This is a genomic window from Nonomuraea sp. NPDC048892 (assembly GCF_040649735.1).
Taxonomy (GTDB): Bacteria; Actinomycetota; Actinomycetes; order Streptosporangiales; family Streptosporangiaceae; genus Nonomuraea; species Nonomuraea maheshkhaliensis.
In genome coordinates this window covers 15,001-36,424 of record NZ_JBEZFZ010000009.1, presented here as the reverse complement: position 1 = coordinate 36,424, position 21,424 = coordinate 15,001, and the positions used below count along the sequence as shown (strand labels likewise).

General features: G+C 68.5%; 20 protein-coding genes. 12 read left to right on the top strand and 8 right to left on the bottom strand.

What is annotated here, in order from left to right; genetic code table 11:
- The first annotated feature begins 10 nt into the window (after positions 1 to 10).
- From AB0C28_RS28470 to AB0C28_RS28455, 4 genes are all read left to right on the top strand, one after another.
- A complete protein-coding gene (locus tag AB0C28_RS28470) occupies positions 11 to 487 on the top strand; it encodes a (2Fe-2S)-binding protein (protein ID WP_357835351.1) in 477 nt (158 codons plus the stop codon).
- A 190-nt stretch (positions 488 to 677) separates the two neighbouring features.
- Positions 678 to 2,729 (top strand): right-handed parallel beta-helix repeat-containing protein, encoded by a 2,052-nt coding sequence (locus AB0C28_RS28465; RefSeq protein WP_358078686.1) that lies wholly within the window; start codon positions 678 to 680, stop codon positions 2,727 to 2,729.
- A 235-nt stretch (positions 2,730 to 2,964) separates the two neighbouring features.
- Positions 2,965 to 3,846, top strand: coding sequence for an aminoglycoside phosphotransferase family protein (locus tag AB0C28_RS28460; RefSeq protein WP_358078684.1), 882 nt, complete (start codon positions 2,965 to 2,967; stop codon positions 3,844 to 3,846).
- A 138-nt stretch (positions 3,847 to 3,984) separates the two neighbouring features.
- Positions 3,985 to 4,881, top strand: coding sequence for a helix-turn-helix transcriptional regulator (locus AB0C28_RS28455; protein ID WP_358078681.1), 897 nt, complete (start codon positions 3,985 to 3,987; stop codon positions 4,879 to 4,881).
- A gap of 16 nt (positions 4,882 to 4,897) precedes the next feature.
- Here AB0C28_RS28455 and AB0C28_RS28450 read toward each other — a convergent pair whose 3' ends face one another.
- The 3 genes from AB0C28_RS28450 to AB0C28_RS28440 all read right to left on the bottom strand — a co-directional run bounded on the left by AB0C28_RS28450 (position 4,898) and on the right by AB0C28_RS28440 (position 6,586).
- Positions 4,898 to 5,734 (bottom strand): SAM-dependent methyltransferase, encoded by an 837-nt coding sequence (locus tag AB0C28_RS28450; RefSeq protein ID WP_357835338.1) that lies wholly within the window; start codon positions 5,732 to 5,734, stop codon positions 4,898 to 4,900.
- Positions 5,735 to 5,939: 205 nt separating this feature from the next.
- Complete coding sequence (locus tag AB0C28_RS28445; protein WP_358078678.1) at positions 5,940 to 6,341, bottom strand: DNA-binding protein; 402 nt, start codon at positions 6,339 to 6,341, stop codon at positions 5,940 to 5,942.
- Positions 6,338 to 6,586, bottom strand: coding sequence for a type II toxin-antitoxin system CcdA family antitoxin (locus AB0C28_RS28440; protein WP_357835333.1), 249 nt, complete (start codon positions 6,584 to 6,586; stop codon positions 6,338 to 6,340). The genes AB0C28_RS28445 and AB0C28_RS28440 overlap by 4 nt, the downstream gene beginning before the upstream one ends.
- 221 nt (positions 6,587 to 6,807) lie before the next feature.
- Between AB0C28_RS28440 and AB0C28_RS28435 the strand changes: the two genes are divergently transcribed.
- Both AB0C28_RS28435 and AB0C28_RS28430 read left to right on the top strand, forming a co-directional pair.
- Positions 6,808 to 7,050 carry a hypothetical protein gene (locus tag AB0C28_RS28435; RefSeq protein WP_357835330.1) on the top strand — a complete coding sequence of 81 codons (243 nt, stop codon included), beginning with the start codon at positions 6,808 to 6,810 and terminating at the stop codon, positions 7,048 to 7,050.
- Complete coding sequence (locus AB0C28_RS28430; protein WP_357835327.1) at positions 7,047 to 7,424, top strand: hypothetical protein; 378 nt, start codon at positions 7,047 to 7,049, stop codon at positions 7,422 to 7,424. The genes AB0C28_RS28435 and AB0C28_RS28430 overlap by 4 nt, the downstream gene beginning before the upstream one ends.
- 205 nt (positions 7,425 to 7,629) lie before the next feature.
- Here AB0C28_RS28430 and AB0C28_RS28425 read toward each other — a convergent pair whose 3' ends face one another.
- From AB0C28_RS28425 to AB0C28_RS28415, 3 genes are all read right to left on the bottom strand, one after another.
- On the bottom strand, positions 7,630 to 8,670 hold the full coding sequence (locus tag AB0C28_RS28425; RefSeq protein WP_358078675.1) for a hypothetical protein: 1,041 nt from the start codon (positions 8,668 to 8,670) through the stop codon (positions 7,630 to 7,632).
- A 399-nt stretch (positions 8,671 to 9,069) separates the two neighbouring features.
- Positions 9,070 to 10,179, bottom strand: coding sequence for a hypothetical protein (locus AB0C28_RS28420; RefSeq protein ID WP_357835321.1), 1,110 nt, complete (start codon positions 10,177 to 10,179; stop codon positions 9,070 to 9,072).
- 350 nt (positions 10,180 to 10,529) lie between these two features.
- Positions 10,530 to 11,498, bottom strand: coding sequence for a helix-turn-helix domain-containing protein (locus AB0C28_RS28415; protein ID WP_358078672.1), 969 nt, complete (start codon positions 11,496 to 11,498; stop codon positions 10,530 to 10,532).
- 72 nt (positions 11,499 to 11,570) lie between these two features.
- Between AB0C28_RS28415 and AB0C28_RS28410 the strand changes: the two genes are divergently transcribed.
- The gene (locus tag AB0C28_RS28410) at positions 11,571 to 12,311 is read left to right on the top strand and encodes a DJ-1/PfpI family protein (protein WP_357835315.1); all 741 of its coding nucleotides are present in this window, start codon (positions 11,571 to 11,573) and stop codon (positions 12,309 to 12,311) included.
- A gap of 101 nt (positions 12,312 to 12,412) precedes the next feature.
- On the top strand, positions 12,413 to 13,162 hold the full coding sequence (locus tag AB0C28_RS28405; RefSeq protein ID WP_358078669.1) for an aminoglycoside phosphotransferase family protein: 750 nt from the start codon (positions 12,413 to 12,415) through the stop codon (positions 13,160 to 13,162).
- Between the two features lie 39 nt (positions 13,163 to 13,201).
- Here the strand turns inward: AB0C28_RS28405 and AB0C28_RS28400 are convergent, their stop codons facing one another.
- Entirely contained in the window at positions 13,202 to 15,595 is a 2,394-nt protein-coding gene (locus AB0C28_RS28400; RefSeq protein WP_358078666.1) for an NACHT domain-containing protein, read from the bottom strand.
- Between the two features lie 155 nt (positions 15,596 to 15,750).
- Positions 15,751 to 16,713, bottom strand: a complete 963-nt coding sequence (locus AB0C28_RS28395; RefSeq protein WP_357835306.1) for a peptidoglycan DD-metalloendopeptidase family protein — start codon at positions 16,711 to 16,713, stop codon at positions 15,751 to 15,753.
- 258 nt (positions 16,714 to 16,971) lie between these two features.
- On the opposite strand from AB0C28_RS28395, the gene AB0C28_RS28390 reads away from it, so the two are divergent.
- The 4 genes from AB0C28_RS28390 to AB0C28_RS28375 are packed head-to-tail and all read left to right on the top strand — an operon-like array spanning position 16,972 to position 21,422.
- On the top strand, positions 16,972 to 18,276 hold the full coding sequence (locus tag AB0C28_RS28390; protein WP_346106716.1) for a hypothetical protein: 1,305 nt from the start codon (positions 16,972 to 16,974) through the stop codon (positions 18,274 to 18,276).
- A 10-nt stretch (positions 18,277 to 18,286) separates the two neighbouring features.
- Complete coding sequence (locus AB0C28_RS28385) at positions 18,287 to 19,624, top strand: extracellular solute-binding protein (RefSeq protein WP_357835303.1); 1,338 nt, start codon at positions 18,287 to 18,289, stop codon at positions 19,622 to 19,624.
- Positions 19,625 to 19,626: 2 nt separating this feature from the next.
- Positions 19,627 to 20,532 carry a sugar ABC transporter permease gene (locus AB0C28_RS28380; RefSeq protein ID WP_357835300.1) on the top strand — a complete coding sequence of 302 codons (906 nt, stop codon included), beginning with the start codon at positions 19,627 to 19,629 and terminating at the stop codon, positions 20,530 to 20,532.
- Positions 20,529 to 21,422 carry a carbohydrate ABC transporter permease gene (locus AB0C28_RS28375; protein ID WP_346106721.1) on the top strand — a complete coding sequence of 298 codons (894 nt, stop codon included), beginning with the start codon at positions 20,529 to 20,531 and terminating at the stop codon, positions 21,420 to 21,422. Before AB0C28_RS28380 ends, AB0C28_RS28375 begins: the two co-directional genes overlap by 4 nt.
- Positions 21,423 to 21,424: the final 2 nt, after the last annotated feature.

Below are 21,424 nucleotides of genomic sequence, written 5' to 3'. Positions count from 1 at the left end.
GGAGCGCCACGTGCCCGAGTACACCTTCCGCGTCAACGGCGAGCAGGTCACCGTGGACGTCCCCGGTGACGTGCGCCTGCTGTGGGTGCTGCGCGACATCCTCGGCATCACCGGCCCGAAGTACGGCTGCGGCATCAACGTCTGCAAGGCGTGCACCAGCCACCTCAACGGCAAGGCGATCAACCCCTGCGCGATCCCCGTGCAGGAGCTGCGGCCGACGGACGAGGTGACGACCATCGAAGGACTCGCGGCCACGGCCGGCGCGGACCTGCATCCCATGCAGCGGGCCTGGCTCGACCACGACGTCGCCCAGTGCGGCTACTGCCAGCCCGGCCAGATCATGGCCGCTGTGGCGCTGGTCCGCCGCGTCGCCGAGGAAGGCCGCGAGATCACCGACGCCGATCTCGACGGGCTGCGTAACATCTGCCGCTGCGGTACGTATTTCCGCATCCGCGAGGCGATCAGAGCGGGCGCCGCGATGGATTGACCACGGTGGGCACCCGGGCGGCTTGATCATGGTCAATCCTGTTTCCCGAGGCCAAGGGCGGTCGTCACGGTTCTTGACCGTGTGACTTGACGTTAATCGCCAGCCCGTAGGCGATCTTGGCGCTAATCTTCGCTGGCAACATCGTCAGCTCTCCGCCGGCAGGAACGTCAGCGGTAGAACGGGAGCATTCATGCGACACCCTGTTGTCGTGGGCGCGTTACTCATGGTGGTCGCCGGCCTGTGGGCCACCCCGGCCAGTGCCGCCCCCGCCGCTCAGGCGGAACGGGCGTCCGGCGGCTGGTACACCGAGTTACCCGCCTCCATGAAAGTCTGTGACAACGCCACCTGGCAGGACGGCCCGTCCAGCGCACCGTCAGGCGCCATCGTGGTCCCGGCGGGCGACAACCTCGGCCTCGACTTCGGCCAGGCCGGCAAGACCTACTGGTTCGCCCCGGGCACGCACACGCTGGGCGACGGCGAGTTCAGCCAGATCATGCCCGGTGACAACAGCGCCTTCATCGGAGCTCCGGGCGCCGTCCTCGACGGCAGGAGACTCAACAAATACGCCTTCGGCGGCGTCGCCTCCGACGTGCGCATCGCGTACCTGGAAATCCGCAACTTCGGCGGCGAAACCAGGAACCACAACGAAGGCGTCGTCAACCACGACTCCGGCACCGGCTGGGTGATGGAGAACCTCTACGCCCACCACAACGACGGCGCGGCGGTGTTCCTCGGCAGCGCCAACACGATCCGCAATAGTTGCCTGAAAGACAACGGCCAGTACGGCATCAGCATGTACAAGGACCCGGTCGAAGGCGATTCCGCGCTCAAAAACCTCGTCGTGCACCACAACGAGATCGCCGCCAACAACCAGCACGACTGGGAGAGCGAGATCGAGGGGTGCGGCTGCACCGGCGGCGCGAAGTTCTGGGACGTCAACGGTGCCACCGTCACGGAGAACTACGTCCACGACAACCTGAGCGTCGGCCTCTGGGCCGACACGAACAACATCGACTTCCGCTTCGACCGCAACTGGATCGAGCACAACGAGAGCATCGGCCTCTGGTACGAGATCAGCTACAACGCCACCATCACCCGCAACGTCTTCAAGCGGAACGCCTGGGTGACCGGCAACGAGAACCTGGGCTCGCCGGCCCCGGCCATCTACATCTCGGAATCAGGCGGTGACGCCCGGCTCGCGTCGGAAACGAGCGGCAGCTCGGACCTGAACATCAACGACAACTATTTCGAGGACAACTTCTCCGGCATCACGATCTTCGAGAACACCAATCGTTTCTGCAATTCCAACGGAAACACCAGCACGGGTTACTGCACGCCGTTCGTCACCCCCACGGTGATTCCCACGCCGCACGACGGCGACTATCTCGACCCGATCAACGCGACTCACCCCTGCTACACGTCCATCGCGAACGAGCCGTTCCGCAGCGACTGCCGCTGGCATTCGCAGAACGTCAAGGTGTTCGGCAACGAGTTCCGCTTCGACCAGGCGAACGTGCCCTGCGCCGGAACGTACTGCGGCGTGCAGGCTCTTTACGCCCAGGGGGCCGACAATCTGCCCTGGATGCCGTACACGGTCGCGGAGATTCAGCAGAGCGTCATGCACACCAGCGGCAACAGCTTCCACGACAACACCTACGTGGGCAACTGGAAGTTCGCCAAGGGCTGGGGCGAGACCATCTCCTGGAACGCCTGGCGCTCGGCCCCGTACAACCAGGAGGCCAACAGCACCCTCAACGGCGTGACCGAGCCGCCGCCCGTGCCCAACGCCCTCGACGCCGACACCGCGACCCTCGAAGGCTCGATCGGCCAGTGGGACGCCTGGTACGGTTCCGCCGTGCAGCGAGCCGCGGAAGCCGCCCACGGGGGCGCTTACGGCCTGCGGATCGACGTCACCGAGGGCGGGGGATGGGGTGTGCAACTGGGCAACTGGCCCGGCTTCGACGCCATCCCCGGCGCCAAGCGGGTCAGCGTGTGGGCCCGGCAGGGCACCTCCGGGATCTCCACGGCGACCCTACGGTTGCGCTGGTACGACTCCGGTCAGCAGCCGCTGGGGAGCGACGAGATCACGCTCGGCGGGCTGAGCACGAGCTGGCAGGAGTTCACGGCCTCGCTCACCGCACCCGCGGCGACCGCCACCGTCGCACTGGAACTGACCAGCGGCACCGGCGCCACCGGCAACTCCCTCCACCTCGACGACATCGTCATCGCCGACCAGCGGTAACGGACCCCGACACCGAAGCGCGGGCCCGCGACATACACGAATCGACGCGCGGGCCCGTGCCGTGTGCAGACCGACTGCGGGCCCGCGTGCCGTGTGCAGATCGACGCACGGACCCGCGACGTGTGCGCCCCTTTGCCGCGCCGGGTCCGGGACGGTCTTGACAGACACCCGCATCCGGATCACAGTCGTCCAGTGCGGGAAGGGTAGAAGACACGGTCCAGGCCCGACGGAGCAGTTGCGTGCCTGGCTGGCGGAGCAACTGGACAGCCGGACGGCGATCAGCGCCATCCGCTCCCTCCACGGCGGCGAAAGCCCGTGGTGGATCGACCTGACAATGCGAGGTGGCACGACCGGTTCGGCGGTTTTTTGTTCGGGCTCGGCCCGCTCGGTGGTCCTCCGATCCCCGAGCAGTCGCATCTCATCAGACCAGATCGCGACGAACGTAGCCGCACTCGCCGTTGCCGAGCAGCGCGGCCTGCCGGCGCCCCGCCTGCTCGCGGCCGACCTCGACGGCCGCGCGGCCGGTACACCGGCGAGCCTGGAGACCATCGTGCCAGGGACGAGCATCTGGCCTGCCGCGCCTTCCACCGAACTTCTCCTCGCGGCGGGCGCCGCGCTCGCCCGGGTCCACGCCGTCACGCTCGACCCGACGCCGCACCTCCCGTTCCGCCCCCGTCCCATCGCGGTCGACGATTTCGCCCAGGACCGCCGAGCCGGACGGATGCCGACCACCGCCCTGCTCGACCTGGCCGACGACCGAGTCCGGGCGATCGAGCCTCCCGGCACGCCGGCCGTCTTCGTGCACGGCGACGTGTGGCCCGGCAACACGGTGGTCGCCGGCAACGGGATGCGCGGCCTGATCGACTGGAAGACCGCCGGCGTCGGCAACCCCGGCGTTGACCTCGGCGAACTGCGCAAACAGGTAGCGATCCGCTACGACGACGACGCCCCCGGCCATGTACTGGAGGGCTGGCAACGGGCCCGCGGAACGAGCACCGACGACATCGCGTACTGGGACGCCGTGGCCGCGCTCAACACCCCGACCGAGATGTACAGCCACCACGCCACCCTCCGGCGTGACCACTTCCTCAGGGCTGCGATCGCGCGGTTGCGCTGACGCCGGGCTGTTCACCCGGCGCGCCCGGCCCGGCGTCACAGGCCGACTTCCGCCGAAGAGATCGACACACGTTTTTCGCGTGGCAGGATGGGTTTCAGGGATGAACTGCGGTGGGGTACGCCCGATCGAGGAGACTGCATGCCGACGACTGACGACGATCTCAGCGACGTCACCCGTGAGGCCCCCGCGTGGTCGGGGTCCACGGCCGTCCGCCTTCTGATCGGCGTACAGCTCCGTAAGCATCGCGAAGCCTGCGGCATGGACCGCGAGCAGGCTGGATACGCCATCAGGGCCTCGGCGTCGAAGCTCAGCCGGATGGAGGCCGGCCGCACCGGCTTCAAGGCGCGCGACGTCGCCGACCTGCTCACCCTGTACGGCGTCAGCGACGAGGCCGAGCGAGGCACCCTGCTCGCCATGGTCGAGCAGGCCAACGCGCCTCGATGGTGGCAGGAATACCGGGACGTGATCCCCGACTGGTTCGAGTCGTACCTCGGGCTGGAGCAGGACACCTGCCTGATCCGCACCTACGCGGTCCACGTGGTGCCCGCCCTGCTGCAGACCGAGGACTACGCCCGCGCGGTGATCAGCCAGAGCTCGCCGAAGCCGTCCCCCAGGCAGGTCGAGCGCCGGCTCGCGCTGCGCACGCGCCGTCAGCGCCTGCTCGCCCGGCCGGACGCGCACCGGCTGTGGGTGGTCATGGACGAGGCCGTCCTGCACCGCCGCGTGGCCGACGACGACGTGATGGACGCCCAGTGGGAGCACCTGGCGCGGATGGCCGAGCAGCCGCACGTGAGCGTGCAGGTGCTGCCGTTCACCTCCGGCGGCATCGTCGGCGGCATCGGCCCCGTCACGATCCTGCGCTTCCCGCAGCAGGAGTTGTCCGACGTCGTCTGCATGGAACACCTGACGACGGCGCAATACCTCACCAAGAGCACGGACGTGCTGCCCTACCACGTCCTGATGGACCAGCTCAGCGTGGCCGCGCTGCCGGCCTCGGCGACGGTGGCGCTGGCCCGCGACCTCATCGGCGGCTGAGGAGGATGGGCGAGGGTCAGCTCTTTCGCGCCACGCCGCCGAAGGCGTCCACCTCGTCCGGCACACCGTCGATGGCCTCGCCCTCGTAACGCCAGCGCGACACCGACACGACGCCCGGTTCGAGCAGCTCCAGGCCGTCGAAGAAACGGGCGATGCGTTCCGGCGTGCGCAGTTCGTACGAGTAGACCTGGCCCTCGTCGCGCAACTGCTCTGCCTGCGCGGCCGCCTGCGGCTTGACCACGTTGGTGCCGTCCTCGACGACCAGGAAACTGCCGGCCGGCACGGCGTTCAGGTAGCGGCCGATGAGCGCGCAGGCCTCGTCGTCGTCCCGCACGGTGCCCATGACGCCGAGCATCAGCACCGCGATCGGCTCGGCGAAGTCCAGCGTGCGCGCCGCCCGGCCCAGGATGTCGTCGGGATCGCGTACGTCGGCGTCCAGGTAGTCGCAGGCCCCGTCCGGATGGCTGGTCAGCAGCGCGCGGGCGTGCACCAGCACGACCGGGTCGTTGTCGACGTAGACGATCCGGCTGGCAGGATCGACCCGCTGCGCCACCTCGTGCGTGTTGTCCACGGTGGGCAGACCGGTCCCGATGTCCAGGAACTGCCGGATGCCCTCCCGCTCGGCCAGATGACGCACGGTACGCCGCAGGAAGGCCCGCGTGTGCAGGGCGATCTCCTGCATCCCGGGATAGGTCTGCTCCAGCATGTCGGCGAGCTCTTTGTCGACCGGGTAGTAGTCCTTGCCGCCCAGCCAGTAGTTCCACGCCCTGGCCTGGCTGGGGCGGGTGGTGTCGATCCGATCGAAGGCATCGGAAGGGGAGGGATCGGCCACGAGCTGCTCCATTCCTGTCATGTCACGATTTACCGCGAAATAAGCCCGTTCTATCAAGTCGGCCCACAGGCCAGACCGTTACCTGATCTTCCCGCACGAAAGGAGCGCTCCGGCCGATCTCTCCCTATTCGCGACTCGACATGGAGAAGCTCCGTCGTGCGCGTCGAAGGGCCCCGGTATGTCGTCCGGCCGCTCGTCTCGTCGGGCAGGACAGCGAGTCGCCCTTTCAGACGCCGATGAGCCTGACATGACGGCCGCACAGTCGAGCCATGTCATCGATGTCCGAGGTGAGCATGGCGACGGGACCGGGCTGCCGGAGCGCCATTTCGGCGACTGTCGCGTCGACCGCGTGTTCGTGACCGTGCAAACCGGCCGTCCTGAGCAGATCCGCGGACGCCTTCGCCGTACGTCCGGTGACCGGTTCGACCTTGACGCGGGAGAGCACCCACCGCAGCCGAGGCATGTTCACTCGCGTGTGGATGACCTCCACGATGGTGTTGGTGCCGATCACCAGATCGGCGCCCATGGTGTGGAAGACATGGAACATCGCAATGACCTTTCGGTCTTGCGCAATAAAGGCGGAAAGCCCTTGGGAATCGAGAACGACGGTTTCGACATGGTCGATCACGCCGCGCCCACCGAACCACCAGGGTCCGCCTCGCCGAAGATTCGAGTGTGGGCCTCGATGAGTTCCTCGTCGGTGAACTCGCCATGCTCCTCTTGGTAGCGCATCAGCTCGGCTCCGAGAAGCTGGTGCCGCAGCTGGCGTGCCACTGCCTCGGCGACGTAGCCGGAGATGTTGTCGGTGAGCTTTCTGAGCTCGGCGACCTGGTCATTTGGCAGGGTTACCGTGATGCGCGTCGTGTCCGCCATGCAGTAATCATACTGCGGTATGCGTGATGTTGCGGATCTCCACCGCAACGCTGGACCAGGCCGTCGAAGGCGTCGTCGGATTCGCTGGTCCTGATCCAGGTCAGATATCAGCGGGTCGAGGAAGAGATGCCGTGCTCGTGCGTAGGCGTGATCAGAACATCTACCTCCTGATCCTCCTACTGGACTAGGAGGACAGCTCCTAATGAGATATGCTTCTCATTATGGCCGAGGTCCTTCCTCCACACATGCGTCAACTTGCTGAGGTAGCCACGATCGTGGCGGCCGCAGGTGCCACGGCCGACTGGCTGTACCACCTCAAGGGCGACATGTGTGCGCTGCGTGTGATCAAGGACGGCATCATCTCGGTACCTGTCATGATCCCTGCCGACCCGGATCGCGACCCGGAGCTCTTTCGCGAAGCCCTCAAGCGTCTGGAGGCGGTCGTAGAAAGGATGAGCCGATGAGCAAGATGATCACGTATGTCGTCACCTTCGAGAACAAGCGGTGGGTGGCGCGCTGCCCGACAGGCGAGGTCGAAGGAGTCGGTGTGGCAAGCTCCTTGTCCCAACTGGAGCGCGATTTGGCGGAGATCCATGCCTGGGCCTGGCCTGCGGAAACCCCCGGCGTGGAGTTCGTCTTCGATCTTCCCGAGGGGATCGCAGGGGTGGTGGCGGAATACAGCCGTGAAAGGAAACTGGCGGAAGCTCACACTCAGCGTGCCGCGGAACTCGCCGTAAAAGCCGCGAAAGTACTCACGAGCCATTGGTCGGAACCGGACACGGCACGTGTCATGGGTTTGTCCAAGCAGCGAGTCCATCAATTGAAGGTGAGCGCCTGATCAACGTGGCGACCGGCCGACGTGGTCGCCTGCTCGAAATCGTCTCGTTCAGATCGACTGGACAAGCCCTCGGGCATCGGATCCCTTCTGTGCCGGTCGCCCCTTTCATGCAGACGCTTGCGACGGCGTGATCCAATCCTGCGGGCGGGAAATCAGCACATCGTCCAAGCCGACAGGGCCAGTTTCCATTGAAGATCGGACACCATCACACGCGCAGGACGGTGACCTGGCGGCCGGACGGTGTGGTGGCCTGCTCGAAGGCGCCTCGTTCGGCCCAGGGCGGGGCTTTGGAGCGTCGGTTGAACATCACCGGTACGCCGGTGTCGAGGGTGAGGCGGTCGAGGTAGTTGTCGAGTTGGGTGAGGCCCTCGGGGGTCGGGTCGTTCTCGCCCGGTCGCCAGACTTTGAGTTCCATGGCCTGGCGTTGTACGAGCCGTTCGCCGTTGGGGCCGGGGTAGAACCAGCGGATCAGCATGTGGAGGCGTTTGCTGCCGGCGGCGTATTCGCGGTCGAGTTGGCCGCCGCCGTTGACGAGGCGGTGCATGAAGGCCATGAGGATGATCTGGCAGGCGGCTTCGTGGTAGCCCTCTTGCTGGATGAGGACTTCGCCGTGTTCGCGCCAGAACACGACGAACTCCTCTAGCACGCGCGTCAGGTCGAACCGGCCGTCGGGCAGGACGAAACTGCGCGGGTCGGCGCGTACGAACCGCTCCGTGCGATCGCCCAGCACCCGGAGCAGGACCTCCCGGTAGATGGGGTTGGCGATGTCCAGGGTTCGGGTGTCTCGGATGAGGCCCAGATCGTGGACGTAGGAGACGGCGTGGTCGAAGGACATGTCCGTGTCCGGCGACATGCCGGCCACGATCGGTTCGATGACCCGCATGACTCGGGGGTCCTGCAGCCGGGCCGCCAGGGAGTCGAGGTGGGTGCTGCGAGCTCGGATCAGCCGTTCCTTGGCAACGTCCACCGACTCGACGGTGATGGTGTCGGTCACTCGCATCTTGAAGGTGATCTCGTGGGCGAGGGCGTTGACCAGCCAGGGTTGTCCTTGGGTCAGCTCGTGGACTCGGTCGACCGCGTCTTTGGTGAATTCCTGGCCGGTTGCCTGGGTGTGCTGGTCGTAGAGTTCGGCGATCTGATCGGCGGTGAAATCATTCTGGCGCAGCGACTTGGTGATGACGGTGAACGGGCTGGCCGGATCCGACCAATCGGGGTTGCCTCCGGAGGTGACCCTGTAGTCGGGCATGTCGCGCACCCCGCACAGCACCACGGACGCGGGGACTGACGGCCTTCATGCCGGGCGTTGTGCCCGTCGCGCAGCTGGCTGAGGATGCTGACCATGTCGGCACCCTGCAGCGAGTCGTGAGATCGGTCCTCCCACTCGCCGACGCCGCCGAGTTCTTCGATCTTCTCGCGTGACAGTCCGGTGAGTGCGGCGACACTTGAACTGAGCGAGCCGTCCAGTACCTTCATCGACTCGATCATGCCTTTGCGGATCTCCTCACGGTGCTGCTCCAGGTGATCTCTGACGGCTTCGGACACGAGGGCCTTCTTGGTCATGCCGAGGAAATGAGTGGCCTGGGGGATCAACTCGTCCGTCACCGGGTTGATCTCTGTCATGCGGCCGTTTTCGGCGAATGGGCTGCTAGAGCAGTCGTTCGCTTCTGGCGGATGTTTCGTGGCGGGTGGCGGTGAGGAATTCTTGGCGTAGTTGTTGGTGTGGTGTTCGAGGATGCTCGAGGGTGGGGCTGGTGTGGTGGTGGTAGTAGAGGTTCCAGCAGATGTGGATGCCGTGGAGGAGGGCGTCGAGGAGGTCGGGGGCGGGGCGGGTGGGGTCGAGGGAGGTGAGGGGGAGGTAGATGGTGTCGGGAGTGATGTCGATTTCCGGGTGGTCGGCGTGGGCTCTGGAGATGATTTCGTGGGCGGCGGTGAGGCGTTGCTCGATTTCCTGGATGCCATGGAGGTGGCCGTCGGCGACGTGGAGGGCGTTGCGGATGAGGGGCATGACGACGTGGCGGGCTCGCATGCCGGCGTCCATGGCGGTGGTGATGTCGGTGAGGCTTTCGAGGGTGAGAGGTTTGTCGTGTTGTTCGGCGCTGGCGACGATGTGGACGGGGTGGATGCCGGTGCGCTGGGCGGTGATGGTGACGGCGGCGTAATACCAGTGGGCGGCGGCGATGGCGGCTGCTGTGGGGTCCACTTGGGTGAAGAGGTCGTGGCTGCCGAAAGGGCTGTCGCGGAGGAGGCGGTCGGCTTGGGAGATTTGCAGGGGTGAGGCGTCTTCGCGGCTGAGGGCCGTGGCCTGCTGGGCGCGTTCGGACAGGTCGCCGCGTTCGGCCCGTTCGATGGCGGCCAGTTCGGCGGCGACGTCGGTGGTGATGTGGGTGGTGAGCTGGGAGCTGTCGAGCGTGCGCAGGGTACGGGCGACGGCGTGGGCGCTCTGTTCGACCTTGGTGTTGAGGAGTTTGTTGCTGGACTCGGTGAGGGCGGGGAGGATCTTGTCGAACGCGTCGCGTTCTTGCTGGCGGTGCCAGCCGAGGCTGTTGGGGCCGTGCCGGTCGGCGGCGCTCGGGGGGTGGGTGTAGGAGCGCCAGCAGATGTGCGACAGGCGGGTGAGCTCGGCGGCGAGCCGGCAGGTGTTGCGGTGCAGCTGGTCGTGGGTGAGCCTCGCCACGACGATGGCGGTGTCGCCGATGCCGGTGCTCCACTGGGCGAGGAGCGTGTTGTGGGCACGGTCGATGGCATACCGAGTCACGGAGACCTCTTCAAAGAAAGGGGGAACCGGAGAGGGAGAACTCTGCTCGGGCCAGTTTCTGGTTGTGCCCAGGATGCTGGATTCGCCGCTCAGGTGGAGCCTTTTTGACGTTGTTGCCGGTGCCTGATCAGCGGTTTTGCTCAGAGACGCGGCATAATTCCTTCGGGTTGGGGTCGTGGAGTCGGCTGGGGGTGCTGTCGACATACTCAGCAAATCGGTAATTATTCGACTTTGTCCGGCCCAAGGCCGTATTTCACGTCCGTGGGTAGTGAGGGTAGGCAAACTCGGCGACATGGGTGAAGCCGCCCGCTTCTTGCTGCTGCGCGCGGTTGCGCAGAGGGCGCGGGGGCTCAGTGGAGTGGGTGGTGCTGTTGCCGGTGTGCGGCGCGGTAGGCGCTGGGGCTTACGCCGAGGCGATCGGTGAAGTGGCGGCGCAGAGTGACCGGGGAGCCGAAGCCGGTCAGGTCGGCGACTCGGTCGATCGGAGCGTCTGAGGTTTCCAGGATCTCCCGGGCGCGGTCCAGGCGCGCCGCCAGCAGCCACTGCAGCGGGGTCGTGCCGGTCTGGGCGCGGAACTGGCGGTTGAGGGTGCGGACGCTCACCCGGGCCCGGCCGGCCAGGTCGGCCAGGGTCAGCGGGTGGTGCAGGTTGTGCTGCATCCACTGGAGCAGCGGCTGGAGCGCGGCGCCGTCGGGCTCGGAGGCGGGGTGGTGGATGAACTGGGCCTGGCCGCCCTGCCGGTGGGGCGCCATGACCACGGCGCGGGCGGCCTCGGCCGCGACGGCGGCGCCGTGGTCGGCGCGGATCATGTGCAGGCACAGGTCGAGGCCCGCCGCGACGCCCGCGGAGGTCAGCACCTGGCCGCTGTCGACGTACAGGACGGACGGGTCGACCGTCGCAAGGGGGAAAGCCCGCGCGAGCTGGTCCGCGAAACTCCAGTGGGTGGTGACCCGGCGGCCGTCCAGCAGGCCGGCGGCGCCGAGGACGAACGCGCCCGTGCAGATGGAGGCGATGCGGACGCCCCGGGCGGCCGCGTCGCGCAGCAGGTCCAGCACCGGTGGCGGTGGCGGCTGGGTGGGCGGGGAGAGGCCGGGGATCACGATGCTGTCGGCATCGAGGGCGCTTTCGAGGGGAAAATCGCAGCTTATCCGGAAACAGGATGCCTGCACGGCGTGGGCGTTGACCTCCTGCTGACCACACACCTTGATCTCGTACCGGGGTTCTCCACCCGGCCTGGCCGCGGAGAAGACCTGACACGGCACCACCAGATCGAAGGCCACCACCCCGTCGAAGGCGAGGACGGCCACGCTGTGCAGCATGACCAGAATGTAGCGGAGATCGGCACGGCCGCCGCTGGTCCGGGGCGTCGCCGTGGGCCGACACTTCCGATCATGAAACGCAGACACCTCATTCAGGCGACCGCCGCGGCGGCGGCCGGAGCCATCGCCCTGTCCGACGACGCGTCCGCACAGGCGGCCGGACGGACGGCGCCCGGTGGAAGGCGACGCGTGCACATCGTGCTCTTCGACGGCGTCGAGGAACTGGACTTCGCGGCGCCCCTGCAGTCCCTGGGCATCGCGGGCCGATTCGGCGCGCCGATCGAGATCACCCTGGTCGCCGTGGACGGGCCGCGCAGCGTACGGGCCAGCCACGGCACCGAGATCAAGGCGGACGGCGCCTGGGCCCCCGACGCGGCCGACCTGATCCTGGTGCCCGGCGGCGGGACCGGCAGGGACCCCGACAAGCCCGGCGTCGCGGCGGAGATCCGGCGGGGAACGATCCCCGCCGCGCTGCGGGCCGCCCGCCGGCCGGGACTGATCATGGCGTCGGTGTGCACCGGCGCGCTGCTGCTCGGCGCCGCCGGGCTGGTCCGTGGCCGCCCGTGCACCACGCACCACGGCGCCAAGGAGCAACTGGCCGAGCAGGGCGGGAAGGTCATCAACGCGCCGGGCCCCAGCACGCCGGGACCGCGGGTGGTCGACGACGGCGACCTGCTCACCTCGGCCGGCATCACCAGCGGGCTGGAGCTGGCCCTGTGGTTCGTCGAACGCACCTACGGGCCCGAGATGTCGATGAACGTGGAAATGGTCCTGGAGTACGAACGCCGCGGCCTGGTCTACCGAAGCCGCTGAGCGGTGTGCGCGAGTGTGCTGAATCTGGGGCGTTGTGGCTGGGCGCCACCTGCGAAAAACCCGGTGACGTCGGCGATCATCCCCGGGAATACTGGTCGGCCATGGATGAGGTCGAAGTGATCGTCGCGCATTCCGAGCGGGCGACCCTGCGCGTCGGCGACGTGTTCCTGAAGGTCGACGCCGATCGGGCGCGTATCGAGGCCGAGGTCGAGGCGATGGCCCTGGCGCCGGTCCCGACCCCGGAGGTCCTGTGGCACCGGCCGCCCGTACTGGCCATCGCCGCGGTCCCGGGGACGGCGCTCGGTCGCCTCGGGCAGCCGGAGCCCGCGTCCCCGGTGGCGTGGGCCGCGGCGGGCGCCGCCGTCCGGAAGCTGCACGACGCGCCGTTGCCGCCCCGGCTCGGCCGGGCCGGCCGGAGTGTCGAGGAGCTGGCGGCGGAGCTCGACGAGGAGTGCGGGTGGCTCGTGACGAACGGCGTCCTGCCCGCCGACCTGGTCACCCGCAACCGGCAGGTCGCCGAGGCCGCGCTCCGGCCGTGGACTCCGGTGTTCACGCACGGCGACCTGCAGATCTCGCACGTGTTCGTCGACGGCGACGACGAGGTCACGGGCATCATCGACTGGTCCGAGGCGGGCCGGGGTGACGGCCTGTTCGACCTGGCCATTCTGACGCTTGGGCATGAGAGGCACCTCGGCGACCTCATGGCCGGCTATGGCGGCGACGTCGATCTCGACGTGATTCGCGGGTGGTGGTCGATGCGGAGCCTGCTGGCGATTCGCTGGCTGGTCGAGCATGGTTTCGACCCGTTCGCACCGGGTTGTGAGGTGGATGTGCTGAGGTCCCGGCTGTGAGGTCGGAGGAGTGTCGGGGCCGGTCCTGGCTTGGGGTGATCAGTGAGGCTTGTCGTCCGTGGTTTGAGCGCTCCCGTACGGCTCTCGTACGGCATGACGCTTCGGCGGCGACGTGTTCAGGGCGGCGAGGCGTTTCTGCAGGTCGATGTGCCGGAACTGATACACGGCCCCGGTCTGCCGGAGCAGCCCGAGCCGGTGGGCGTCCTGCAAGAACGCCATCAGCCGCACCGGCGTTCTGCGGCGGACGGACAGACAGGTCAGGGTGATGAGATAGATGACGCTGGAGCTCGCCAGGCCACCGGCGAGGCCGCTGGCGAGCCCCGACATCAGCCCGACCGCGAGGCCCACCGAGAGCTTCGAGGTGAGTCCCCCGGCGAGCCCGCCGGCGCACGCGCCCGCGAGGCCGGACACGAGCCAGACCGTACGGCCGAACGAGAGCCCCACGGTGAGCCCGAACGCCAGCCCGACGGCCAGGCCGACCGCGGGCCCCGAGGTGACGCCGACGACGAGCCCGCCCGCCAGCCCGCCGGTGAGCCCGAACGCGAGCGCGTTGAGCAGCGCTGTGCGCAGGTCGCGGTGCAGGGAGTCGGGCGGGGTCTGCGCGGTCTCGCTGGCCTGGGAGTTCTTCGCCCATTCCGACAGTCCGAAGGCGAGCCCGCCCGCGAGCGCGACGACGAGCCCACCCATGAGGCCGGGGACGAGCCCACCCGAAAGGCCTCGTCCGCCCGCCGAGCCGGGGACGAGTCCGCCCGCGAGCCAGCCCACCAGCCCGCCCACCAGCCCGCCCATGAGCCCGAAGACGAGGCCGAAGGCGAGCCGCGCGGCGAGATGGCCGATCAGCGAGCGGATCCGGCCCCGCAACCGCAGGTCCGCATAGGCGGGCTCGGCATTCGGCCCGGTGGGGGTGGACGTCGCCGGCCAGTGCAGCAGCGCGACCGTGAGCCCGCCCGCGACCCCGAACGTGATCCCGTACGCGGCCCCGCCCTCCGACCCGAACACGAGCCCGAAGGCGAGCCCGTACGTGAGCCCGCCGGTGATCGCGATGAGGAGCCTGAGCGTCCGGCGAGGCAGCGTCTGGTGCACCCGCCACCAGGCGAGGTCGGTCGTGTCACCGGTATCGAGGTGATCGGCGAGGAAGGACAGCCAGCGCCGGGCGTCCTCGGGCGCCCAGCTCCGGTGCGGCCGGAAGGGGTGGTGCGGCTGGGCGTCGGCGAGGTGCTGCGGCCGGTTCGTGGTGATGACGGCCTGGACGAGGTGGTCGAAGAGGTGGTCGGTGATCTCGCCAGGGGTGGTGAAGCGGCCGGGCGACAGGAGCGGCGCGGGATCCGTACCGGTGTCGACGTAGACGCGCCGCACCAGCCACAGGGTCAGCGGCGTGGCCAGGGCCCGGGTGAGCGGCGCGGTCGTGTCCCGGGCGAGGACGTCGAGCAGGGCGGGCCAGGCGCCCGCGGGCCGCGGTGGCAGCACTCGGGTGAGGTACGCGGCGGCGTCGGCCGGACGAAGCGGCCGGGGTTCGATGACCGCCGCGGCGGTGAGGACGTCACCGCCGGGGGAGTGCACCGCCGCGCGGTACTCGGTCATGCGGCAGGTGAGGATGAGGGGGTCCATGAACGTGTCGTTCAGCGCGCTGAGGACCTGCGGGCGTAAGGGTTCCGGGAGTTCGTCGAGGCCGTCGAGGATGGGCAGGACGCGGCGTTCGGTGACCAGGGCCAGGGGCAGGTCGGGGCCCAGGGCGGGGGAGCACAGCGCAGGGTAGGTCTCCGCGAGGCCGCGGGCCAGCCAGTCGCGGAAGCGCTCGGTCGCGGGATCCCATCCCGTCAGCGGGACCATGACGGGAACGGGCTCGCCCGGCAGCGGATGTTGCAGGAGCTGACGCAGCAGCAGGACCGCCAGGGTGGTCTTGCCCATGCCGGGATCACCGGCGACGACCAGCCGCCGGCGGGTGAGGCCGCGGAAGGCGGCGGCCAGGTCGGAGATGCGGTCGGTACGCCCGGTGAAGCGCGGCCGGCCCCGGGCGAGCAGCGACTGCAGGGTCATGGGCCGGACGAGGTGACCGGGATGGTCCATGACGGGCAGTTCGGTGAGGCGCCAGCGCACCGCGAGCGGAGCGGGGTCGTCGAGCCGGCGGATGCCGATCTCCTCACGCCACTGTTTCAGCACCAGCCGGGCGAGGATCTGCTGGGCCTGGTCGAGCTGCTCGCGCGAGCACACCGCCTGCTCGTGGACGCCGGGCGGTCGCCAGGCCCGGATGATCAGCGGGAGTGATGGCGCGGCGGCGAACACGATCGAGGCGAGCTGGGCCCAGTTCGCCGCGGTCTGGAGTCCCTGCCGCTGCAGGATGGCGGCCAGGCCGAACCCGACGCCCAACAGGAGCACGGTCAGCGCCAGCGCGCCCAGGCGCCTGCGCCGCTGCGGCCCATCGCTCTTCGCCACACGTCATATCATGGCAACTTCGCGTCATCTCCAGGGGGCAGATCTTCCTGTACGCGACCTTCGACCGGCGCGGAAAGCGCAACCGGCGGGGCGGATCGGACCCGCCGGCGCCGTACGACGCCGGCGGGCGAAGAGCCCAGGGCCGGGCCCCGGCCTCAGCCGAGCGGGATGACCGGCTCGGCCGACCGGCTGACGTAGGAGCAGCCCGAGGTGGGCAGGCTGCTCGCCGCCGGCGGGTTGACGCCGTCGTACAGGGCGAGCAGGAAGTTCTGCGGGCACCGGCGGGTGCTGCCGGTGCGGATGCCGAAGTGCAGATGCGGGCCGGTCGAGTTGCCGGTGTTGCCGGTCAGCCCGATCTGCTGCCCGGTGCCGACCGACGCGCCGTTGGCGACCGACCACGACGAGAAGTGACAGTAGGTGTAGATGGCGCCGTCGTTCCCGGTCAGGTTGATGCCGCGCCCGCACAGGCTGTCGTCGATGATCGTCACCGTGCCGGGGCGCACCGCGTAGGCCGGGGTGCCGGTGCCGACCGGCAGGTCGATCGCGGGATAGTCGTGGTGCGGGTCGTCGTACTCACCGCGCGGCAGCGCGGTGCGCGGAAGGGGCAGCGAGAAGGCGGGCGATCCGGTGGACGAGGTGATCCGGACGGCGTCGGCGACGACGTAACCCGGCTGGCTGGTCCAGCGGCTGACGCCGACCACGTTGTAGTCGCCCGCGGCCAGGGTGAATGTGCCCAGGCTGACCCAGCGGCCCCCGTTGGCGCGCTGGTCGACGACCACGCTGCGGGTGCCGTCGGCGCTCGCCACCAGGAACGGGGTGGCGCTGTTGTAGCCGGGATCGGCTGGATACCAGACCTCGACCAGGTGGGGTCCGGCCGCCGCGATGGCGGCCTTGAACCAGGCGGCGTCGCTCGCGGTGGTGTTGGGGTTCGCGAAGCGGTAGTCCGCCTCGTACCGCTGCGCCGACCAGGCCGAGGTGCCCCAGTCGGGGCCGGCGGTGAACCGGCCGGCGGTGGCGTTGTCGACCGTGGTGGTCGCGGCAGAAACGGGGGCCGTCGTGCCGAGCAGAGCCAGACAGGCCGCCACGACGGCGGCCGATAAGCGAGTGATGACGTTCACGAGCTGATCCCTCCTGGGGGTCGAGGGGAAGCACGGACGAAAGTATCTAACCAAGACGCGAGCGCCAATGAAAGATATCTACATAAATCGGACTGGATGGCCCGATAAGCCGGTTCGGTGGCGCCGTTTTCCTGGACCTCCCGGTTTGTTACCGGCGAATTTCTTCGGCCGGGCTCTTGACCTGGGCCCTCGGGAGGGGGAAGTTTGTCAGCATCGGATTTACGAGTCATTTACGAACATGGTTCGTAAAGGGGTGTCGTGGCCATTGTGATCGGAGTGGTGACCCACTCGCTGCACGGTGAGTTGTTCCGGGAAGCCGCGAACACACTCGGTGGAGTCGACCTGGAATGGGTCAGTTACGACCACGAGGACGAGATCCACGCCAAGGTCGCCGAGTTCCTCAGCACCACCCGGCTGGACGGCTTCCTGGCGGGCCCGGTCCCGTACACGGCCAGCCGCGAGCTCCTCCCGCCCGGCCTTCCCGTCGGCGTGATCCGTTCGTCGGCGCTCGACCTGACCCTCGCGCTCTACCGCGCCCAGGAACGCGGCTGGGGCCGGACCCCGGTCAGCATCGACACCTTTCCCGCCGAGGCGGTCGAGGCGGTCGCCACCGCGCTCGAACTCGACACCGGCGCCATCGAATTCCTGCCGTACGCCCCCACGCAATCCGTGGAGGACATCGTCGAGTTCCACCGCTCCGCCCACCGCCGTTTCGGCGGCCGCGGCTACGTGATCAGCGTCCGCGCCGCCGCCCGCGAGCTGCTGTCCGGCGAGCTGCCGATCATGAGCGGCATGCCGGTGCCGGCCACGATCAGGACCGAGCTGCACGAGCTCGCGCTCAGGATCGAGTCCGAGCGCGCGAGCGCACAACGCTTCGCCGCCGGAGTCTTCCTCATCTCGCACTCGCAGGACGAGGAACGGGCCCGGATCGGCCTGATGAATCTGCTGCTCAACACCCCCGAGTTCGCCGGCGCCTGGATCGAGGACCGCGGCCGGCGCGGCGTCGTCGTCTTCGCCCACAAGGCCCTGTTCGAGCGCATCACCCGCAACTGGGTGGCCGTGCCCGCACTGGCCGAGGCGGCCGCGGCGCTCGGCGCGCAGGTCTCGGCCGGGTTCGGCGTCGGCGCGTCCGCCCGCAACTGCGTGGCCCTGGCCGAGCAGGCCGCCGCCCGCGCGGAGCGGGAGAGCGAGCCGTGCGGCTACCTGATCGAGGACAGCGGGGTGATCATCGGGCCGATGGGCCCGGTCCGGGCCGCGCTCAGTTACTCCTACCGCGAGCACGGCGACCACGTCGAACGGCTGGCGAAGTCCGTCGGCCTCAGCGCCGCCACCGTCTCCCGCCTGGCGGCGCTGGACCACGAACTGGAAGGCCGCGCGATCTCCCCCGGCGAGCTCGCCGGGCATCTCGGCATCACGGATCAGAGCGGCCGGCGGCTGATCCGCACCCTCGACGCCGGCGGCCTGGTGAGCGTCGAAGGCACCGCCCAGCACCACCCCAAGGGACGGCCGACGCGTCTGTACCGGCTACGCATCGCCCAAGCGTTACTGCGCTCATCGCGTTGAAGGGACAACCATGGAGCTCAACCGCCGCCAGATCCTGAAGTACGCAGGACTCGGGCTGGCCCTGCCCGCCGTATCGCCCCTGCTGGCCGCCTGCTCCGGCGGCGGCTCAGGCGGCTCGGGCGGGTCGGGCGACGGCACCGTGAAGTTCGAGGGCTGGGACTACGAGGCCGCCCTCGTCCAGCAGAACCTGGACAACTTCACCAAGACCACCAACATCAAGGTCGACTACACCCCCATCACCAGCGCGCAGTACGTGCAGAAGGTAGTGGCCGAATTCACCGCGGGCGGCGGCCCCGACGCCCTCTATGTTTACGACGACTCCCTGGCGGCCTGGGTCGACGGCGACTACCTGCAGCCGCTCGACGGCCTGCCCGGCGTGGACGAGGTGTACGACGCCATCTACCCGGGCAACGCGGCCGCGATGACGTACCAGGGCAAGCGTTACGGCCTGCCGTACTACACCGACTCCAACTGCCTGCTCTACAACACCGAGATCCTGGAGAAGGCCGGCATCAAGAAGCCTCCGGCCAGCCTGGAGGAGCTGGAGGCGCAGGCCGTCAAGATCAAGGAGGCGGGCCTGCTCGAATACCCCATCGGCGTGCCGGCGCAGCTGTCCGACACCTGGTGGGCCTGGGTGTGGGCGCTGATCTTCGGCAGCGGCGGCAACATGTTCGACGAGCGGCAGGCGCCGATCATGAACACCACCGACACCGTGGTGAAGGACGTCTTCGCCTGGCTGCAGCAGGCGGCGACCAAGTCGAAGGTGATCGACCCGGCCTGCCTGCAACTGCTCGCGATCCCGGTCGACAACGCGATGAAGGCCAACCGGTACGCGTACACGATCGGCGCCCGCTACGCCAGCCGCGACTACAACGACGCCGCCAAGTCCAAGGCCGCGGGCAAGATCCGGCTGGCGCTCGTGCCGAGCCTCGACGGAAAGGAACACGGGACGGTCAGCAACACCCGGCTCTACGCGCTGGCCAAGGACACCGAGGTCAAGGACAACGCGTTCAAGCTGCTCACCTACCTGGGCGGGCTCGACGCGAACAAGCAGCCGTACACCGCGAAGTTCTGGTTCCTGCAGCGCGGCCTCGGGTTCGCCTACAAGTCGATGGCGACCGACCCGGAGGTCACCGCGGCGCTGGAGAAGTTCGCCGACCCGAAGGTCTACGCCCACCTCGGCGAGATCGCCACCCCGCGCAACGTGCTCGGCGTGCCCTGGTACACCGAGTTCGAGATCGAGATGCACAAGGTCGTGCAGGGCGTGCTCAGCAACCAGGTGCAGCCGGCCGCGGCGGTGGCGGGCCTGGCGCAGACCGTCGAGACGCTGAAGAAGAAGTACAACTGAGGATGGCCGCACTCGCCGAACGCCGGCCTCTGGGCGACAACGCCAAGGCGTGGGCCCTGAACGCGCCGGCCATCATCGTCATCTCGCTGCTGATCGCCTACCCCATCGCGTACTCGTTCTGGGTCAGCCTGCAGCGGCACAATCTCAAGCGCCCGCGGGCGACCAAGTTCGTCGGCCTCGACAACTACACGGGCCTGCTCAGCGACCAGGCGTTCCTGTCCGCGCTCAAGGTGTCGGCCCTGTTCGTGCTCCTCGTGCTCGGGATGACCGTGGTCCTCGCGCTCATCCTCGCGCTGGTGCTGAACGAGCGGTTCCGCGGCCGCGGCCTGCTGCTCAGCCTGGCGCTGCTGCCGTGGGCGATGCCCGGCGTGGTGAACGGCCTGATGTGGCGGACCATCTTCGACGCCAAGACCGGCGCGCTGAACGGCCTGCTGACCCAGCTCGGGCTGATCGACAGTTATCACGCCTGGCTGACCTCCGGGACCGGCGCGTTCCTGTTCACCGCGCTGGCCCAGGTGTGGAACACGCTCCCGTTCTCGGTCATCATCCTGCTCGCCGGGCTGTCGACCATCCCCGCGGAGCTGTACGACGCCGCCACCGTCGACCGCGCGGGCGGGCTGCGGCGCTTCGTCCACGTGACCCTGCCGTGGCTGCTGCACCCCCTGCTCATCGTGCTGATCCTGGAGACGATGAACGCGTTCCGCGCCTTCGACACCATCTACGTGCTGACCGGCGGCGGCCCCGGCGACGCGACCACCACCATCGCCCTGCTCGACGTGCAGACCGTGCTCACCTTCACCGACTTCGGCCTGGGCAGCGCCTACGCCTGGGTCATCACCGCGATCACCCTGCTGATCTCGATCGGTTACATCGGCCTGCTCTACCGGAAGGGGAACTTCGAGGTATGAGCACCGTGGTCAAGGTCCCCCTGCGGTACCGCATCCCCTGGAAGAAGATCGTCCTGTACGTGCTGGCGGTCGCGTTCGGGCTGTACCTGGTGCTGCCGTTCTACTGGATCGTCGCGATGAGCTTCATGCGCGAGGTGGACGCGATCTCCGTCCCGCCGCACTGGATCCCGAATCCCGCGACGCTGGAGAACTATCTCGGCTTCGTCAATCCGAACGAGGCGCAGCAGCTCGTCGGCGGCCGGGCGATCGACGAGACGCCGTACTCGCTGCGCAACAGCCTGATCGTGGCCACCTCGACGGCGGTGCTGAACCTGGTGCTGGCCACGTTCGCGGCGTACTCGTTCTCGCGGCTGAAGTTCCGCGGCAGCCAGGTGCTGCTGGTGCTCTACCTGCTCACCAGGATGGTGCCGGGCATCGCGATCATCATCCCGTTCTACCTGCTGATGCGGACGTTCGGGCTGCTGGACACCTATCTGGCGCTGATCCTGTCGTACACGACGTTCGCGCTGCCGATCACGATCTGGATCCTGAAGGACTTCTTCCGCTCGGTGCCGCGCGAGCTGGAGGAGGCGGCCAGGGTGGACCGGTGCGGCTGGTTCCGCACCATGTGGTCGGTGTTCCTGCCGGTCGCGGCGCCTGGGCTGGTCGCGGCCGCCGTGTTCGCGTTCATGACCGCCTGGAACGAGTTCATGTTCGCGTTGTTCCTGACCAGCACCGAGGCGGCGAAGACGATCCCGGTCGTGGCGGCGAACTTCGCCACCGACTTCAACACCCAGTTCACCGTGATGGCCGCGGCCGGCGTGCTCGCGGTCGTCCCACCCCTGGTGCTGGCCCTGCTCTTCCAGCGCAAGCTGGTCCAGGGCATGGCCGCCGGATCCGTGAAGGGCTGACA

What these genes read in the sequence shown, in the direction of transcription:
- AB0C28_RS28465 (WP_358078686.1), top strand. Translation starts at nt 678, where the DNA reads ATGCGACACCCTGTTGTCGTGGGCGCGTTACTCATGGTGGTCGCCGGC.
- AB0C28_RS28455 (WP_358078681.1), top strand. Translation starts at nt 3,985, where the DNA reads ATGCCGACGACTGACGACGATCTCAGCGACGTCACCCGTGAGGCCCCC.
- AB0C28_RS28450 (WP_357835338.1), bottom strand. Translation starts at nt 5,734, where the DNA reads ATGACAGGAATGGAGCAGCTCGTGGCCGATCCCTCCCCTTCCGATGCC.
- AB0C28_RS28440 (WP_357835333.1), bottom strand. Translation starts at nt 6,586, where the DNA reads ATGGCGGACACGACGCGCATCACGGTAACCCTGCCAAATGACCAGGTC.
- AB0C28_RS28435 (WP_357835330.1), top strand. Translation starts at nt 6,808, where the DNA reads ATGGCCGAGGTCCTTCCTCCACACATGCGTCAACTTGCTGAGGTAGCC.
- AB0C28_RS28430 (WP_357835327.1), top strand. Translation starts at nt 7,047, where the DNA reads ATGAGCAAGATGATCACGTATGTCGTCACCTTCGAGAACAAGCGGTGG.
- AB0C28_RS28425 (WP_358078675.1), bottom strand. Translation starts at nt 8,670, where the DNA reads ATGCCCGACTACAGGGTCACCTCCGGAGGCAACCCCGATTGGTCGGAT.
- AB0C28_RS28415 (WP_358078672.1), bottom strand. Translation starts at nt 11,498, where the DNA reads ATGCTGCACAGCGTGGCCGTCCTCGCCTTCGACGGGGTGGTGGCCTTC.
- AB0C28_RS28410 (WP_357835315.1), top strand. Translation starts at nt 11,571, where the DNA reads ATGAAACGCAGACACCTCATTCAGGCGACCGCCGCGGCGGCGGCCGGA.
- AB0C28_RS28405 (WP_358078669.1), top strand. Translation starts at nt 12,413, where the DNA reads ATGGATGAGGTCGAAGTGATCGTCGCGCATTCCGAGCGGGCGACCCTG.
- AB0C28_RS28385 (WP_357835303.1), top strand. Translation starts at nt 18,287, where the DNA reads ATGGAGCTCAACCGCCGCCAGATCCTGAAGTACGCAGGACTCGGGCTG.
- AB0C28_RS28380 (WP_357835300.1), top strand. Translation starts at nt 19,627, where the DNA reads ATGGCCGCACTCGCCGAACGCCGGCCTCTGGGCGACAACGCCAAGGCG.
- AB0C28_RS28375 (WP_346106721.1), top strand. Translation starts at nt 20,529, where the DNA reads ATGAGCACCGTGGTCAAGGTCCCCCTGCGGTACCGCATCCCCTGGAAG.